Origin of the sequence: Methylosinus sp. (assembly GCF_036560965.1) — a bacterium.
Classification (GTDB): domain Bacteria; phylum Pseudomonadota; class Alphaproteobacteria; order Rhizobiales; family Beijerinckiaceae; genus Methylosinus.
The window spans coordinates 25,619-43,114 of the sequence record NZ_DATBQF010000008.1 but is presented as its reverse complement, the minus strand read 5'-3'; the positions used below and the strand labels follow the sequence as shown (position 1 = coordinate 43,114).

Here is a 17,496-nt window from a genome sequence, read left to right as displayed (position 1 = left end):
ATGAGCGTGTCGACGCCCTTCATCGAACGGCCGGTGGCGACGTCGCTGCTGAGCTTCGCCGTGCTGTTGTTCGGCCTATTGGGCTATGCGCGCCTGTCGATCTCGCCGCTGCCGCAGGTCGATTTCCCGACCATACAGGTCACGACGCAATTGCCGGGCGCCAATCCCGACACGATGGCGGCGCTGGTGACGGCGTCGCTCGAGCGCCAGTTCGGGCAGATCCCCTCGCTGCAGACGATGTCGTCGCAGAGCGCCTTCGGCCTGTCGCAGATCACGCTGCAATTCGAGCTCGACCGCGACATCGACGCGGCGGCGCAGGACGTGCAGTCGGCGATCAACGCCGCCGCCTCGACGCTGCCGCGCAACCTGCCCTATCCGCCGGTCTATGCGAAGGTCAATCCGGCCGATACGCCGGTGGTCACGCTGACGCTGCGCTCCAACACGGCGACCATGCGGCAATTGAGCGACGTCGCCGACACGCTGATCGCGCCGCGTCTCTCGGAAGTGCCGGGCGTCGGCCATGTGGCGGTGGAAGGCGGCGTGCGCCCGGCGGTGCGCATCCAGGCCGATCTCGCCCGGCTCGCCGCCAATCGCATGAGCATGGAGGATTTGCGCGCCGCCGTCGCCGGCGCCAATGTCGCCGGCGCCAAGGGCTCGCTCGACGGCCTCCACCAATCCTACACGCTCGACGCCAACGACCAATTGCAGGCGGCGCGGCAATTCGAGACCGTCGTCGTCGCCTATCGCAATGGCGCGCCGATCATGCTGCGCGATGTGGCGACCGTGCTCGACGGGCTGGAGAATGCGCGGGTCGGCGGCTGGTATCGCGGCGAGCCGGCGATCATCCTCGACGTGCAGCGCCAGCCGGGCGCCAATATCATCAGCACGGTGGATCAGCTCCACAAGGAGCTGCCCGACATCAAGCGCGCTCTGCCCAAGGGCATGTCGCTCGACGTCGTCAACGACCGCACCCAGACGATCCGCGCCTCGATCGAGGATGTGGAGCTCACCCTGGCGCTGGCCACCGGGCTGGTGATTCTGGTGGTGCTGGTGTTCCTGCGCAGCTGGCGGGCGACGGTGATCGCCGGCGTCAGCCTGCCGCTGTCGATCATCGCCACTTTCGCGCTGATGTCGCTGGCCGGCTTCTCGCTCGACAATCTGTCGCTGATGGCGCTGACCATCGGCGCCGGCTTCGTCGTCGACGACGCCATCGTGATGATCGAGAACATCGTCCGCAACATAGAGCTCGGCAAGACGCCGCATCGCGCCGCGCTGGACGGCGCGCGGGAGATCGCCTTCACGGTGATCTCGCTCACCGTCTCGCTGGTCGCGGTGTTCATTCCGCTTTTGTTCATGACCGGCCTCGTCGGCCGCATGTTCCGCGAATTCGCGCTGACGCTCACCGCGCAGGTCGTCGTCTCGGCGATCATCTCGCTCACGCTGACGCCGATGCTCTGCGCCAAGCTGCTGAAGCCCGCCGCGCATGGAGCGGGAGGGGGAGCGGGAGCCGGACCCGGGGCGCACGAGCCGGCGGCCGGCGGCTTTTCCGCCTGGCTCGACGAATTCTACGCCAGGACGCTCGCCATAGCGCTCGGCCGGCAGAAGCTGATGCTGGCGCTGACCTTCGGCACTCTGGCGCTCACCATCGCGCTCTACGCCTTCATCCCCAAGGGCTTCCTGCCGCGCCAGGACACGAGCCTGCTCAATGTCGTTCTGGAAGCCTCGCCCGACGTCTCCTTCGAGACGCTGACGAAGCTACAGGCCGAGGTCTCGAAAATCTTCGAGGCCGAGCCGGAGGCGACGGGGACGGTCTCGGTGCTCGGCGTCGGCCCGCTCAACGCCACCACCAATGTCGGCCATATGTCGGTCACGCTGCGCGGACGCGACGTGCGCAGCATCGGCGCCGATGTGCTCGCCGAGCGGCTGAAGAAGGCGGCCGAGAGCATTCCGGGCGCGGCCGTCTTTATCGAGCCGGTGCAGGACATTCAGATCACGACGCGCGCCAGCCGCTCGCAATATCAATACACGCTGACCGCGCCGGATCAGGTCGAGCTGCAGGAGTGGTCGCAAAAGCTCATCGACGCGATTCGCCGCGACGGCGTGTTCCGCAATGTCGCCGCCGAGACGCAGAACGGCGGCCTGCGCACCTTTCTGCACATCGATCGCGAGCTGATGGGGCGGCTCGGCATCACCGCGCAGAATGTCGACGACACGCTGAACGACGCTTTCAGCCAGCGGCAGATCTCGACCATCTACGCCCAGTCCAACCAATATCGCGTGATATTGGAGGCGGCGCCGCAATATCAGCGCGATCCCACGGCGCTCGACAAGCTCTATGTCGCGCCGGCCGGCGGCGGCCCGCAGACGCCGATCTCGACCTTCGTCTCGGTGGAGCAGACCACCGCGCCGCTCGCCGTCGCCCATCAGGAGCAGTTTCCGGCGGCGACGATCAGCTTCGATCTCGCGCCCACGGCCGCGCTCGGCGATGCGGTGGAGGCGATCGCGCGCACCGAGCGCGAGATCGGCCTGCCCTCCTCCATCATCGGCCTGTTCAGCGCCGATGCGGCGGAATTCCGCAAATCGCTCGCCAGCGAGCCCTGGCTCATTCTCGCCGCGGCGATCGCCATCTATGTCGTGCTGGGCGTGCTCTATGAGAGCTATGCGCATCCCTTCACCGTGCTGACGACGCTGCCCTCGGCCGGCGTCGGCGCGCTGCTGGCGCTGATGGCGACCGGGCTCGACATGTCTCTGGTGGCGTTGATCGGCGTCGTGCTGCTGATGGGCATCGTCAAGAAGAACGCCATCATGATGATCGACTTCGCGCTGGAGGCGGAGAAGAACGACGGACTCGCGCCCTTCGACTCGATCGTGCGCGCCTGCCGGCTGCGCTTCCGGCCGATCATGATGACGACGCTGGCCGCGCTGCTCGGCGCGCTGCCGCTGGCGCTGGCGACCGGCCCCGGCAGCGAGCTGCGCATCCCGCTCGGCGTGTCGATCATCGGCGGCCTGGTGATGTCGCAGCTGCTGACGCTCTACACGACGCCGGTCATCTATCTCGCGGTCGACCGGCTGCGCGCGCGGCTGCGCGATCTGCTGCACGGGGCGGCGTCGCCGCGGCCGCGGCCGGCCGCGCCCGACGCCCCCTCCGAGCGCAAGGAGGCGGCGGAGTGATGGGATCAGGCGCCATTTCTCCCTCTCCCCGCCTGCGGGGTGAGAGTCGGGGTGAGAGGCTCGCGGCATGAGCCTGCAACGGAAAGCGGGCCAGGATCCTCACCGTCTCCCTGCGAGCAGGGAGCAGGCCCCTCATCCTCGCCGTCTCCCCGCGAGCGGGGACAAGAAATACGGCGGCGGCTGCGCAAAACGATCTCGACCGCGCGCCGATCGAGCGCTGACGCCATGAACATCTCCGCGCCCTTCATCCGGCGGCCGATCGGCACGAGCCTGCTCGCCGTCGCGCTGTTTCTGGTGGGGGCCGTCGCCTATTTCTTCCTGCCGGTCGCGAGCCTGCCGGCGATCGATTTTCCGGCGATCGGCGTCGTGGCGGCGCGGCCGGGCGCCGATCCGGCCACGATGGCCGCCTCCGTCGCCGCGCCGCTGGAGCGCCGCCTCTCGGGAATATCGGGCGTCACCGAGCTCACCTCGGTGAGCTCGCTCGGCCAGACGCAGATCGTCGCGCAATTCGACCTCAACCGAAACATCGACTCCGCGGCGCGCGACGTGCAGGCGGCGATCAACGCCGCGGCGACCGACCTGCCCACCGATCTGCCGATCCTGCCGACCTTCCGCAAGGCGAGCCAGGCGACAGTGCCCTCCATCGTGCTCGCGCTGACCTCGGAGACGCTGCCGACCAGCGCCATATTCGACGCCGCCGATACGGTCATCGCCCAGCGCATCTCGCAAGTGCCCGGCGTCGCCGAGGTGCGCATCGCCGGCGCCGAGCAGCCGGCGATCCGCGTGCAGATCGATACGGCGCGCCTCGCCGCCATAGGCCTCGGCGTCGACGCGGTGGCGAACGCCATCACCACCGCAAATGTGCTCGCCCCGCTCGGCGCGCTGAATGGCGACGAGCTCGGCCGGACGATCGGAGCCAGCGACCAGCTTTCCACTCCGCGGGACTTTCGCGACGTCGTCGTCTCGGCGGCCAATGACGCCGTGGTCAGGCTCGGCGACATCGCCACGGTCGAGCGCGGCGTGCGCAATCGGCTGGCGGCCGGATGGTTCAACGGCAAGCCGGCGGTCCTCATCATCGTGACGCGGCAGCCCAAGGCCAATGTGATCGCCATGGTCGATCAGGTGAAGGCGCTGCTGCCCGAGCTGCAGAAATGGATTCCGAGCGGCGTCGACGTTTCGATCCTCTCCGACCGCACCCAGACGATCCGCGCGAGCGTCTCGGAGATTCAGAACACTCTGCTCGTCTCCGTCGCTCTGGTGATGGCGGTGGTGTTCGTCTTTCTGCGCCGCGCCACGCCGGTCTTCGCCGCGGTGGTGACGGTGCCGCTGTCGCTCGTCGGCTCCTGCGCCGCCATGTGGGTCGCGGGATTTTCGATCGACAATCTGTCGTTGATGGCGCTCACCATCGCCGTCGGCTTCGTCATCGACGACGCCATCGTCATGATCGAGAACATCGAGTCCAATGTCGAGCGCGGCATGGGGCGGATGGAGGCGTCCCTCGTCGGCGCGAAGCAGATCGGCTTCACCGTGGTGTCGATCAGCCTGTCGCTGATCGCCGTGTTCATTCCGCTGCTGCTGATGGACGGCGTCGTCGGGCGGCTGCTGCGCGAATTCGCCTTCACCCTCACCTTCGCCATCGTCATCTCGACGGTCGTCTCGCTGACCGTCACGCCGATGATCTGCGCGCATCTGCCGTCGCCGAAGCGCGAGACGCCCTCGCGTTTCGACACTCTGGTCGAGGGCGCGCTGGCGCGGCTCGTCGGACTCTATTCACGCAGCCTCGCGCCCGTCGTCGACCATCCCTGGGCGACGCTCGTCGCCATCGTGCTGACGATCGCCTGCACCGTCCACCTCTACGCCTCGGTCCCCAAGGGCAATCTGCCGCAAGACGACATCGGCCTGCTCAACGGCACGACCGAAGCCTCGGCGGATATCTCCTTCACCGACATGGTCGCGCTGCAGAAAAAGGCCGCGGCCATCGCCGCCGCCGATCCGGACGTCGTCAATGTCGGCTCCTTTATCGGGTCCAATTTGAGCATGGCGGGCAATCAGGGCCGGCTGTTTCTGGCGCTGAAGCCCGCGACCGAGCGCAAGGCGTCGAGCTTCGAGGTGCTGGCGCGCCTGCGCAAGGAGTTCGGCAAGATCGCCGGCCTCGCCGTCTATATGGCGCCGTCGCAGGATCTGCGGTCCGGCGGACGCCAGAGCAAGGCGCAATATCAATACACGATCACGGCCAGCTCGGTCGACGAGCTCGAGGAATGGACGCCCAAGCTGCTCGCCCGGCTCAAGCGCCTGCCGGATCTCGCCGACGTCACCACCGATCGGCAGCAGGGCGCGCTGAAGGCCAATGTCGTCATCGACCGCACCGCCGCCTCGCGCATGGGCGTGCCGATTCAGGCGATCGACGCGGCGCTCAACAGCTCCTTCGGCCAGCGTCAGGATTCGATCATCTACACCCAGCGCAACCAATATCGCGTCGTCGTCGAGGCGCCGTTGTCGCGCCAGCGCGATCCGCGCGATCTCTCCGGCCTCTATGTCTCCGCCAGCGACGGAAGCCAGGTTCCGCTCACCGCCGTCGCCCGCATTGAGCGCGGAACCATGCCGCTCGTCGTCAATCATCAAGGCGTGCAGCCGGCCGCGACGATCACCTTCAACATCGCGCCCGGCCATACGCTGGACGCCGCCAGCAGCGCCGTTCTCGCGGCGACCGACGAAATGCAGCTCCCCAATGGCGTGCAGGCCGATTTCGCGGGCGACGCCAAGGATTTCCGCAAGCTCTCCTCGGGAATGGCCTGGCTGATCCTCGCCGCGCTGCTGGCCGTCTACATCATTCTCGGCGTGCTCTATGAGAGCCTCGCCCATCCGGTGACGATCATCTCCACCCTGCCCTCGGCCGGGCTCGGCGCGCTGCTGGCGCTCGAGGCCTTCGGCACGGAATTCACGCTGATCGCCTTCATCGGCATTCTGCTGCTCATCGGCATCGTCAAGAAGAACGGCATCATGCTCGTCGACTTCGCCCTGCACGCCGAGCGCGAGAAGGGCTTCTCGGTCCGGGATGCGGCGCTGGAGGCGGCGGTGGAGCGCTTCCGGCCGATTTTAATGACGACGCTCGCCGCCATGCTGGGCGCTCTGCCGCTCGCCTTCGCCGGCGGCGTCGGCGCGGAAATGCGGCGTCCGCTCGGCGTCACCATCGTCGGCGGGCTGCTGCTCAGCCAGCTGCTGACGCTCTACACGACGCCGGTCATCTATCTGCTGATGAGCAAGCTCGAGCGCCGACACGGACGGCGGGCCGCCGAAGCGCCGGCCGAAGCGCAGGCCATGACGCCGCAGTCGGCGGAATGACTGTGAAAGCGCTCGCGCGCTAGTGACCGCGAGCCTGAAGGCCGGCGGTCCAACATTGCTTCTCTAGCGCGAATTCCGATCGATCGAACGTTTCCGTTCGATCGGACAGCGCTCTAATGCGTGAAATCGCTCTGCGTCTCGAAGAACAGCCGCAGCACCGGATGCGCGCCGCAATCCTCGACCGGAATATGCCAGAATTTGGAGTCCATTTGTGGGAAACGCGCCATCGGCAGATGGATCTCGGTCAGCCGGGCATGATTGCCGAAGCCGCCGATCATCGCCTCGCCGAGCAAATGAAGAAGATCTTCGAGCCGATCGGGAACTTCCGCGACGGTGAGCGTCGTCGTGTTCGAAAGTGGAAGGGTCTTGTCGTAAACGAGCTCGTAATCTGCTGGTTTCATAAATCCGACCCCACGATTGCCGGCCAAAAGGCAAGCAAGACACATACCGCGGGCGGAACTATGGCCCCGTTGCGGCGCATCCGCCCCTGCGCCTCGCGCCCACTATAGAGACCTTCAAAGGAAGGTCAAAAAGTCGAGCGCTTCGCAGGGGGTAGAAAAATCACAAAATCTTGTAGTTTTTGTAACCGAGTCAACCATTGGAATTATTAGCGTGTTTTCCCCACTGGTCGGAGAAGATCAATTCCTCGAGCGGCAGACGTTTCGCCCATTGCCGGATTTCGAGCTCCGGTCGCGCATAGGATTGCGCGACGCGGCCGACGCAGAGATAGGCGACAATGGCGATCTCGGGCGGAATGCCGAAAATTTCGCGCAAATCCTGCTCGCGCAATATGCTGACCCAGCCGACGCCGATCCCTTCCGCCCGCGCCGCCAGCCAGAAATTCTGCACCGCGCAGGCGGTGGACAGGAGATCGGCCTCCGGCTGCTGGGTGCGGCCGAGGCCGGTCGACCCCTGCCGCGCGCGGTCGCAGGTGATGCAGACATTCAGCGGCGCCTTCAAAATTCCCTGAAGCTTCAAGCTTCGATAGGGCGCGCGGCGCTCCGGCGGCAGCAGCGCCTCCTCGGCCGCGGCGGCGCGCTCGAAGGCGGCGTGGACCGCCCCGCGCAGCGCGACGTCGCGGATCAGCAGGAAATTCCACGGCTGCATGAAGCCGACCGAGGGCGCATGATGCGCCGCGTCGAGCAGCCGCATCACCGCCTCCTCCGACAATTCGTCGGGCAGGAATTCGTCGCGAACGTCGCGGCGGGTGTGGATGGCGCGATAGACCGCGGCGCGCTCCTCCGCGGAGAAGGGCGCGCTGGCGACGAGCGCCGCCTCGGGATCATTCGCCGGCTGTGAGGCCATCTCGTCCGCTCTCCAAGGCTCGCTCGAGCCGCTCCCAGGCCGCTCGCGTCGCCGGCAGGCCGAACCGAAGCCAATCCGGCCGTTCGCCGAACATTCGCGTCAATATGCCGCTCCGGGCGAGATGCGCAAACCATCGATCCGCCGCCGCATGGCGCGCGAGGCGAAACAGCGCGACCCCGCCGACGATCTCGAAGCCCGCCGCGACCAGAGCCGCATCGAGCCGGGCGGCCTCCGCCGCGAGCGCTGCGCCGCGGGCCGCGAGCCAGGCCGGATCGGCGAGCGCGGCGGCGCCGATCGCCAGCGCCGGGCCGCCGACGCTCCAGGGTCCGAGCGTCGCCCGCAGCCGCGCCGCCGGCTCCGCTCCGCAAAGCGCGAAGCCCAGCCGCACGCCCGGCAGCCCATAGGCCTTGCCGAAGGAGCGCAGCACGATGAGCCCCGGCGCGCCGGCGAGCGGCGCGAGGCTCGCCTCGGGGGGAAGAAAATCGGCGAAGGCCTCGTCGACGATGAGCGCGCCGCCGGTCGCCGCCATGCGCCGGGCCGTCTCGGCGAGGCGCGCGGCCGGCGCGAGGCGACCATCGGGATTATTGGGATTGACGACGACGCCGATCTCGGCGGCCGCCACCTCCTCGAGCGTCGCGACGCGGGCGACGCTGGCGCCGGCGGCGCGCCAGGCGGCGGCGTGCTCCTCATAAGTGAGGCCGAGCACGGCGACCCGCGCCGCCGGCCGGATGCGCGGCAGCCATTGGATGAAGGCCTGCGTCCCCGCCCCCGCGACGACATGCGCCTGCGGCCCGGCGCGGTAGGCGCGAGCGACGATCCGCTCCAATTCCGCCAGCGCGGCGACGTCCGGCAGGCGGGTGAAGACCTCGGCGGCGAGGGGCGGAAACGGATAGGGACAGGGGCTGACGCCGGTCGAGAGATCGATCCAGGGCTCCGGCGCCTGCGGAAAACGCGCCCGCGCCAGATCGAGCCGGCCGCCGTGGAGAATGAGCGCTTCGCTCATTGCGCCAGCTCCAAAAGCCCGTCGACGTCCAAATGACGCTCGAAATGCTCGGCGAGGCCGTCCAGCGTCGCCTCGATCGACTGCTCATAGGAATAATCCGCGGCGCCGGCGCCATGGTCGCGCAGAAAGGCGGCGCGCAGCGCATCGTCGGCGAAGAACCCATGCACATAGACGCCGGCGCAACGCCCGTCCGCGGAAGCGGCGCCATCGAGACGCCCATCCTCGAAACGCAGCAGCGGCCGCGCGCAATCGGGCCCTTCGGTGCGGCCGGCGTGCATTTCATAGCCATAGAAAGGAATAGTCTCGGCGACCGTCGCGCCGCGCACCTGCTTCAGCACTTTCTCGGTCTCGAACACCGTCTCCATATCGAGCAGGCCGAGCCCCTCCACCGCGCCGGGCGGGCCTTCGAGCCCCTGCGGATCGGCGATGCGGCGGCCCATCATCTGATAGCCGCCGCATATGCCGAAAACCCGGCCGCCGCGGCGAATATGGGCGGCGAGGTCGATATGCCAGCCCGCCTCGCGAAAGGCGGCGAGATCGGCGATCGTGGCCTTGGAGCCCGGCAATATCACGAGCCGCGCCTCGGCCGGCAGCGGCTCGCCCGGCCGCGCCAGCACGAAGCGCACGCCCGGCTCGGCGCGCAACGGATCGAGATCGTCGAAATTGGCGATATTGGGCAGCAGCGGCGCGACGATCGTCAGCTCGCCCTCCCCGCTGACGGGCGCGGCGGCGCGCAGGCCGAAGGCGTCCTCCGCCGGCAGCCGCGCCGCATCGGGAAAAAAGGGCGCGAGACCGAGCGAGCGCCAGCCGGTGCGCTCGGCGATGAACCGCATCCCGTCGTCGAACAGCGAGGGGTCGCCACGGAATTTATTGACGATGAAGCCGCGGATCAGCGCTTCGTCTTCCGGATCGAGCACGACCTTGCAGCCGACGAGCTGCGCGATGACGCCGCCGCGATCGATGTCGCCGACGAGCACGACCGGCGCGCCGACACGACGCGCGAAGCCCATATTGGCGATGTCATTGGCGCGCAGATTGATCTCCGCCGCGCTGCCGGCGCCTTCGACGAGCACGATATCGGCGGTCGCGCGCAGCCGCTCATAGCTCTCCAGCACGGCGGACATGAGCCCCGCCTTCCATTGCTGATATTCGCGCGCGCGGGCCGAGCCGATGATCTTTCCGCGCACCACCACTTGCGCGCCGGCGGCGCCCTGCGGCTTCAGCAGCACGGGATTCATATCCGCCGTCGGCTCGCGACGCGCCGCGCGCGCCTGCAACGCCTGGGCGCGGCCGATCTCGGCGCCGTCCGCCGTCACCGCGGCGTTGTTCGACATATTCTGCGGCTTGAACGGCGCGACGCGATAGCCCCGCCGCACCAGCGCCCGCGCGAGACCGGCGACGACCAGCGATTTGCCGACATCCGAGCCCGTGCCCTGAAACATCAGAGTGACGCTCATCTATGGCGCCTCGCAAAAGAGAAAGGCCGCCGCCGCCTCGACGTCATGGACCACGCGGGCCTCGCCGCCGCCGGGCGGCGTGACCATCGCCACGTCGAGCCCGAGCGCGCGCGCCGCCTCGATCTTGGCGTAGGTCTCGCGGCCGCCGCTGTTCTTCGAGACGATGATGTCGATCTTCGCCGCGCGCATCAGGGACAATTCGCTCTCGACTGTGAAAGGACCACGCTCCAGGATCAATTGGTGGCGTGGCGGTAGATCGTTTTCCGACGGCTGATCGATCGTGCGGATCAGATAAAAATGCTGCGGCGCACAAAGAAAATCCGCGAGGCCCAGACGACCGATGGTGAGAAACACTCGCCGCGGCGCCGCGCCCAATGCGGCGACGACGCCGGCGTTGTCCGCCGCCTCTCTCCAGCGATCGCCCTCGACAGGGCTCCAAGGCGCGCGCGTGTAGACGAGCAGCGGCGCGCCCACCGCCGCGCAGGCCGCCCGCGCATTGGCCGACATACGCGCCGCGAAAGGATGGGTGGCGTCGATCACGCGGTCGATGCGCTCTTCCGTGAGATAGCGCTTCAGCCCCTCGACGCCGCCGAAGCCGCCGATGCGCGTCGGCAGCGGCGAGGCGAGCGGCGCGCTGGTGCGGCCGGCGAGCGAGACCACGGCGTGGAGGCGCGCATCGCCGGCGACGCGGGTCGCGAGCGCGCGCGCTTCGCTCGTCCCGCCGAGGATGAGCGCCCGGATCGGCTCCGCCCTTTGCCGCGGCGCAGCGCGAGGCCCCGCGGCCGGCGTCTTGGTCTGAGGCATGGCTTAGCCCTATACTCCCGCCCGTGATAATTCAAACGGAGGCTCGAAATGAAGCGGTCCTGGATTTGCGCGTCGATTTTTACCGTCGCCGCGACCGCGGCGCTCGCCGATCCGATCGGCGAGTGGCGGGTCGCCGACGGCACCGCGCATATTCAGATCACCCGCTGCGGCCAGGCCATTTGCGGCAAGATCGCCTGGACCTCCGACCCGGGCGTCGACGAGAACAATCCCGATCCGCGGCAGCGCGGCCGCAAGCTGCTCGGCCTGCCGATCCTCACCGTGAAGCCCAATGGCGCCAATAACTGGGCCGGCACGATCTATAATGCGCGCGACGGCCAGAATTACGCCGCGAGCCTCGCCATGCGCAGCGAGAAAGTGCTGCGCCTGGAAGGCTGCGTGAATGGCACGAATATCTGCGGCGGCGAGGATTGGACGCGGGTGCGGTGAGGGACGGGCATCCGGCCCTATAGCCGCAACTCTCGACGCGCGTCTCCTTCTCCCACTCGTGGGAGAAGGTGGCCCCACGAAGTGGGGTCGGATGAGGGCGCCCGCGGTTCGCGGCGCGGCGAGACGTTCGAGATCGTCGCTGTGGGACGGGCCCTCATCCGACCCTCGCTGACGCGAGGGCCACCTTCTCCCGCAAGCGGGAGAAGGGACGCGCCCTTATTTCAGCGACGCTCGACGCTCGCTCACTCCGCCGCCAGTTTCACATCCGACCTGATCGCGTGATATTCGCCGTAGAGTCGCTCGATCTCGGCGCGCGCCTCCTGCGTGCTGCGCGCGCGTATGTGGCCGAAGCCGCGGATTTTCTCCGGCACGCGCGCCAGCGCCACCGCCGCCGCATGATTGGCGGGCGAAAGATGCGGCAGAATATCGTCTAGCAGCAATTGATAATCGGCCAGCATCTTGCGCTCGGCGATACGGTCGCTGTCCGGGCGGAAGGGATCGAGGAGCGTGCCGCGCAGGCCTTTGAAGCGCGCCAGCCATTTCAGCACATGGAACATCCACGGGCCGAAGGTGATCTTGCGCGAGCCGCCGATGTCGTTCTTGCGCTGGAACGCCACCAGATTGGGCGCGAGATGCAGCTCCATGCGCAGGTCGCCCTCGAAGATCTCGCCGAGCTGGCGCCGGAAAGAGCCGTCCGTGTAGAGCCGCGCCACCTCGAACTCGTCCTTGGCCGACATCAGCTTGAACAGGCCGCGCGCCACCGCCTCGGTCAGCTCCTTCATGCCGGGAACGCGCTCCTTCTCGAGCCGCGCGACCGCGTCCACTCTCGAACGATAGCGCGCGGCGTAAGAGGCGTTCTGATAGTCGGTGAGAAAGGCGACGCGACGCTCGATCGTCTCCTCCAGGCTGCGCGCGACGTCGCGCGCGGGATTGCGCTCGCGCAGCGAGGAAACGACAGCGCTGACGCTCGTCAGATCATGCGCGGCGCGGCGGCCCCAGGCGAAGGCGGAATGATTCATCGCCACCGCTTCGCCATTCAGCGCGATCGCGCGCAGCAGCGCGGCTTCCGAGAGCGGCAGCAGGCCCTTCTGCCACGCATAGCCGAGCAGGAACATATTCGCCGCGATGGAATCGCCGAGCAGCGCCAGCGCCAGCTCCGTCACATTCAGGAAATCGACGCGCTCGCCCGCGGCGCCGCGGATCGCCTGCTCTATGCGCGCCGCCGGCAGCACGAAATCGGGATCGCGCTCGAAATCGCCGGGAAACACCTCGGCGCTGTTGACGACGACATGGCTGCGCGCCGGATCGATGGCCGCGAGAATCTGCTTGCCGCCGGCGACGACGAGATCGCAGCCGAGCACGAGATCGGCCTCGCCCGCGGCGATGCGGATCGCATGAACATCGGCGCGCGTGCGGCCGATCTTCACATGGCAATAGACCGCCCCGCCCTTTTGCGCGAGGCCGGCCATGTCGATGACGCCGACGCCCTTGCCCTCGAGATGCGCCGCCATGCCGAGAATGGCGCTGACCGTCACCACGCCCGTCCCGCCGATGCCGGCGACGAGCACGCCGTAGGGCGTCGCGCCGAGCTGCGGCACGACGGGCTCGGGCGGCGGCGGACATTGCGTCTCGCTGGTCGGCGCGGCTTTCTTCATGCGCGCGCCATGCACGGTGACGAAGCTCGGGCAGAAGCCCTCGAGGCAGGAGAGATCCTTGTTGCAGCTCGACTGATCGATGCGGCGCTTGCGGCCGAACTCCGTCTCCAGCGGCTGCACGGACACGCAATTGGAGGCGCGGCCGCAATCGCCGCAGCCCTCGCAGACGAGCTCGTTGATGACGACGCGCACGTCGGGGTCGGGATATTCGCCGCGCTTGCGGCCGCGGCGCTTTTCCGTCGCGCAGGTCTGATCATAGATCAGAATGGTGACGCCATCCGTCGCGGCGAGTTCGCTCTGCACGCTGTTGATGACGTTGCGGTGATAGATGCCGAGGCCCGGCGGCCATTGGATATCGGAGCCGTATTTATGCGGCTCGTCGGAGACGAGCGCGATTCTCGCGACGCCTTCCGCCGCCACCTGATGCGCTATGGCCTCGACGGTCAGCTCGCCTTCATGCGCCTGTCCGCCGGTCATGGCGACGACGCCGTTGAAGAGAATCTTGAAGGTGATGTTGGTCTTGGTCGCGACGGCGAAGCGAATGGCGAGCGAGCCGGAATGATTGTAGGTGCCGTCGCCGAGATTTTGGAACACATGGCCGCGCGTCGAGAAGGGCGCCTCGCCGATCCAATTGGCGCCCTCGCCGCCCATATGCGTGTAGCCCTCGGTCGAGCGATCCATCCATTGCGCCATATAATGGCAGCCAATGCCCGTGTAGGCGCGCATGCCCTCCGGCACATGGGTGGAGGTGCTGTGCGGGCAGCCGGAGCAAAAATGCGGCACGCGCACGCCGACGTCGGTCAACGCCTTGCGCCGCTCCTGCATCTGCTCGAGCCGGCGCACGCGCTCCTCGAGATCATCGGAGCGAACAGAATTCAACAGACGCCGGCCGATGGCGATGGCGACGTCATTGGCGTCGAGCGAGCCCTTCACCGGGAACAGCCATTCGCCGGCCTCGTCCTTCTTGCCGATGCAGATCGGCTGATGCGACGAGCCATAGAGCTCCTCGCGCAATTGCACCTCGACGAGCGAGCGCTTCTCCTCGACGACGATGACGAGATCGAGCCCGCGCACGAACTCGCGCAGCCCTTGCGGCTCGAGCGGCCACGGACAGGCGATCTTGTAGAGGCGCAGGCCGTAATCATTGGCCTTCACCTCGTCGATGCCGAGATCGTCCATCGCCTGGCGTACGTCGAGATAGGACTTGCCCAGGGTGATGACGCCGATCTTGGCGTTCGGGCCGCCGGAGGTGATGATGCGGTTGAGGCGATTGGCGCGGATGAAGGCGAGCATGGCGTCGCGCTTGCTCTCCTGCATGCGCTCTTCCTGCGCCAGCACGGGATCGCGCGGACGAATGTTGAGGCCGCCCGGCGGCATCGGAAAATCGAGCGGCGCGACCGGACGCACGCGATCGAGCGAGCCGTCGATGGAGGCGGTCGACTCGACCGTATCCTTGATGAGCTTCAGGCCGACCCAGACGCCGGCGTAGCGCGACAGCGCGAAGCCCATGAGGCCATAGTCGAGAATCTCCTGCACGCCGGCCGGCGAGAGGATCGGCATCATCACATCGACGAAATGATATTCGGACTGATGCGCCGTGGTGGAGGATTCGGCCGTATGGTCGTCGCCCATCAGCGCCAGCACGCCGCCATTGCGCGAGGAGCCGGCGAGATTGACATGGCGCAGCGCGTCGCCGGAGCGGTCGACGCCCGGCCCCTTGCCGTACCAGACCGAGAAGACGCCGTCATATTTGCCTTCGCCGCGCATCTCGGCCTGCTGCGCGCCCCATATTGCGGTGGCGGCGAGATCCTCGTTGAGGCCCGGCATGAAGAGAATGTCGTCTCTGTCGAAGAGCGGCTTCGCCTTGTGCAGCTGCGCGTCCATGCCGCCGAGCGGCGAGCCGCGATAGCCGGAGACGAAGCCCGCCGTGCGCAGGCCGGCGCGACGGTCCATCTCCTTCTGCATCAGCAGGAGCCGCACGATCGCCTGCGTGCCGTTGAGCAGCACGTGAGTCTTGGTGAGATCGAAACGGTCGGCGAGGGAGACGTCGCCGAAGGCGGAGCCGGATTCTAGCGCGCCGGCGACTTTATCCGCCATTCGAATACTCTCCTCGCTCGGCGCGAAGCCCTCGCGGGGAGGGAGTCCCGCTCGCGCAGGGCCGCGCGACGTCATCGTCACGGAGAGAGGCGCCGGCCGGCTCTCCATATGAAGCGTTCCCGCTCGAAAGCTCGCACGCAGGGCGCTCTCGAAGTCATATTGCGGATTTGCACGTCGGCGGAAAGACTCCCGTCCTCCTCATCCGTGTAAATCCGTATTCCATCCACGATCGTCATCCGCGATCGCCGCCGCCACGGAGCCCCCGAGCCCCTCGCCCGGCTCGTCCCCCGCCCGGCTTGTCTCGGCGGCGTCGGACGTGACATTATACGTCACGACGCGCAAGGCCAGCAAGCGAGCCTTCGCAAGCGCGGAAAAAGGTGTCGAAACAGGCCCGCCGGCCCCGTTTCCGCCGCCTTCCCCGACTACAGGACGGCGCGCGGAACGGGAGCGATTCGCTGGATCGAACCCCGCGCCACGGCCCGACCGAGGCGAGAACCCCTATGCCGATGAGATTTGGATTCGCTGCGCTGACGATCCTCGCCACGCTCGCCGCCGCTCCTGCCGCCGCGCATCCGCATGTGTGGGTCGCCGTGCGCAGCGAGGTGCTGTTCACGCAGGACGGCAAGATCAAAGGCGTGCGCCACGCCTGGACCTTCGATGAGATGTATTCGGCCTTCGCGTTGCAGGGCCTCGGCAAGGACGGCAAGCCGCCGAGCCGCGAGGAGCTCGCCCCGCTCGCCAAGACCAACGCCGAATCGCTCGCCGAATTCGACTATTTCACCTTCGCCAAATATCAGAACGCCAATGCCGCCTTCGGACCGCCAGAGGACGTCTGGCTCGAGGCCGACGACAAGCGAATCGTCACCATGCATTTCACTCTGCCGCTGGAAAAGCCGCTGCCGGCGCACAAGCCCTTCTCCTTCCAGACCTATGACCCGACCTATTTCGTCTCCTTCGATCTCGAGAAGCAAAATCCGGTGACGCTCGCACAGGCGCCCGCCGGCTGCTCGACGAGCGTCGTCGAGCCGAAGCCGCTGCTCTCCGTCGACACGCAAAAGCTCAGCGAGGCCTTCTTCGCCAATATGTCGCCCGGCGCCGATTTCGGCATGAAGCTCGCGGCGCGCGTCGTCGTGGCCTGCCCGTGAGGGTTTCGTCGCGGGAGCGCGCGCTCGCCGCCGCGGCGCTGGGCGCGCTCGCGCTCCTGATGCTGCAAGATGCGGCGCTCGCCGAGGCCGCGCGCCATCCTTTCGCCGTCGGCCCCTCCGAGGGCCCGGTCGGCGCGGCGAACGGCTTCGCCGGCCTCGTGCTCGCCTGGCAGAGCAAATTCCACAAGGAGCTGCAGGACGCCGCCAAAGCGCTGAAAACCGACCCTGGCGCCTTTGCGACGCTGGCGGCGGCGAGCTTCGCCTATGGCGTGTTCCACGCCGCGGGCCCCGGCCATGGCAAGGCGGTGCTCGCCTCCTATATGATCGCCAATGAGACGGCGCTGAAGCGCGGACTGACGCTCGCCGCGCTGGCGGCGCTGCTGCAAGGCGCCGTGGCCATCGCGCTGGTCGGCGTCGCGGCGATCCTCTTCGGCGCCACCGCGCAGCGCATGACCGAAGCGGCGACATGGATCGAGATGGCGAGCTACGCCGCCATCGCCGTTCTCGGCGCGCGCCTCGCCTATGTCAAAGGGCGCGCGCTGCTCGCCGCATTGCGGGAGCCGGCCTTCGCGCCGGCGCCGATTCCCGCCCTCGCCGTGGCGCGGCGCAGCGCCTTCGCCTGCGAGGCCGTCGACGATCCGACTCATGTCCACAGCCCCGACTGCGGCCATATGCATGCGATCGACGCCGCGCGTCTCGGCGCCGGCTTTCGCTGGGCGGATGCGCTCGCGACGGTCGTCGCGGCGGGGCTGCGCCCCTGCTCCGGCGCCATTGTCGTGCTCGTCTTCACACTGTCACAAGGCGTGTTTATCGTCGGCGCCGGAGCGACGCTGCTGATGTCCGCCGGCACGGCGATCACCACCGGCGCCTTGGCGGCGACCGCCGTCTTCGCCAAGGATTTCGCCGCGCGCCTCGCCGCGCGAAAATCCCGACGCGCCGAAACGCTGCTGCGCTCGGCCGAGCTTCTCGCGGCTCTCCTCGTCCTCGCTTTCGGCCTCGCGCTGCTTCTCGGCCTGCGCATGGGAGTCGGCGGCGCCTGACGCGCTGCGACTGCATGGTCGCCCGATACG

At 67.8% G+C, this 17,496-nt stretch carries 11 protein-coding genes; 5 read left to right on the top strand and 6 right to left on the bottom strand.

Annotated elements, in window-relative coordinates:
- Positions 1–3,171 carry an efflux RND transporter permease subunit gene (locus tag VIF40_RS01680; protein WP_331935784.1) on the top strand — a complete coding sequence of 1,057 codons (3,171 nt, stop codon included), beginning with the start codon at positions 1–3 and terminating at the stop codon, positions 3,169–3,171.
- 225 nt (positions 3,172–3,396) lie between these two features.
- A complete protein-coding gene (locus tag VIF40_RS01675) occupies positions 3,397–6,513 on the top strand; it encodes an efflux RND transporter permease subunit (protein WP_331935783.1) in 3,117 nt (1,038 codons plus the stop codon).
- A 113-nt stretch (positions 6,514–6,626) separates the two neighbouring features.
- Here VIF40_RS01675 and VIF40_RS01670 read toward each other — a convergent pair whose 3' ends face one another.
- The 5 genes from VIF40_RS01670 to VIF40_RS01650 form a co-directional block, all read right to left on the bottom strand.
- On the bottom strand, positions 6,627–6,914 hold the full coding sequence (locus VIF40_RS01670; protein ID WP_331935782.1) for a hypothetical protein: 288 nt from the start codon (positions 6,912–6,914) through the stop codon (positions 6,627–6,629).
- Between the two features lie 190 nt (positions 6,915–7,104).
- The gene (gene bluB, locus VIF40_RS01665) at positions 7,105–7,818 is read right to left on the bottom strand and encodes a 5,6-dimethylbenzimidazole synthase (protein ID WP_331935781.1); all 714 of its coding nucleotides are present in this window, start codon (positions 7,816–7,818) and stop codon (positions 7,105–7,107) included.
- Entirely contained in the window at positions 7,796–8,821 is a 1,026-nt protein-coding gene (gene cobD / locus VIF40_RS01660; RefSeq protein ID WP_331935780.1) for a threonine-phosphate decarboxylase CobD, read from the bottom strand. The genes bluB and cobD overlap by 23 nt, the downstream gene beginning before the upstream one ends.
- Complete coding sequence (locus VIF40_RS01655; protein WP_331935779.1) at positions 8,818–10,278, bottom strand: cobyric acid synthase; 1,461 nt, start codon at positions 10,276–10,278, stop codon at positions 8,818–8,820. Before VIF40_RS01655 ends, cobD begins: the two co-directional genes overlap by 4 nt.
- Positions 10,279–11,082: a cobalt-precorrin-6A reductase gene (locus VIF40_RS01650; protein WP_331935778.1), complete on the bottom strand. Its 804-nt coding sequence runs from the start codon at positions 11,080–11,082 to the stop codon at positions 10,279–10,281.
- Between the two features lie 48 nt (positions 11,083–11,130).
- Here VIF40_RS01650 and VIF40_RS01645 point away from each other — a divergent pair, with 48 nt between their 5' ends.
- Positions 11,131–11,529 carry a DUF2147 domain-containing protein gene (locus tag VIF40_RS01645; protein ID WP_331935777.1) on the top strand — a complete coding sequence of 133 codons (399 nt, stop codon included), beginning with the start codon at positions 11,131–11,133 and terminating at the stop codon, positions 11,527–11,529.
- A gap of 242 nt (positions 11,530–11,771) precedes the next feature.
- On the opposite strand, the gene VIF40_RS01640 is transcribed toward VIF40_RS01645, so the two are convergent.
- A complete protein-coding gene (locus VIF40_RS01640) occupies positions 11,772–15,281 on the bottom strand; it encodes an indolepyruvate ferredoxin oxidoreductase family protein (protein WP_331935776.1) in 3,510 nt (1,169 codons plus the stop codon).
- 500 nt (positions 15,282–15,781) lie between these two features.
- Here VIF40_RS01640 and VIF40_RS01635 point away from each other — a divergent pair, with 500 nt between their 5' ends.
- Together VIF40_RS01635 and VIF40_RS01630 are read left to right on the top strand one after the other, a co-directional pair.
- The gene (locus tag VIF40_RS01635; RefSeq protein ID WP_414684736.1) at positions 15,782–16,426 is read left to right on the top strand and encodes a DUF1007 family protein; all 645 of its coding nucleotides are present in this window, start codon (positions 15,782–15,784) and stop codon (positions 16,424–16,426) included.
- A complete protein-coding gene (locus tag VIF40_RS01630; protein ID WP_414684735.1) occupies positions 16,423–17,466 on the top strand; it encodes a nickel/cobalt transporter in 1,044 nt (347 codons plus the stop codon). The genes VIF40_RS01635 and VIF40_RS01630 overlap by 4 nt, the downstream gene beginning before the upstream one ends.
- The last annotated feature ends 30 nt before the right edge of the window (positions 17,467–17,496 follow it).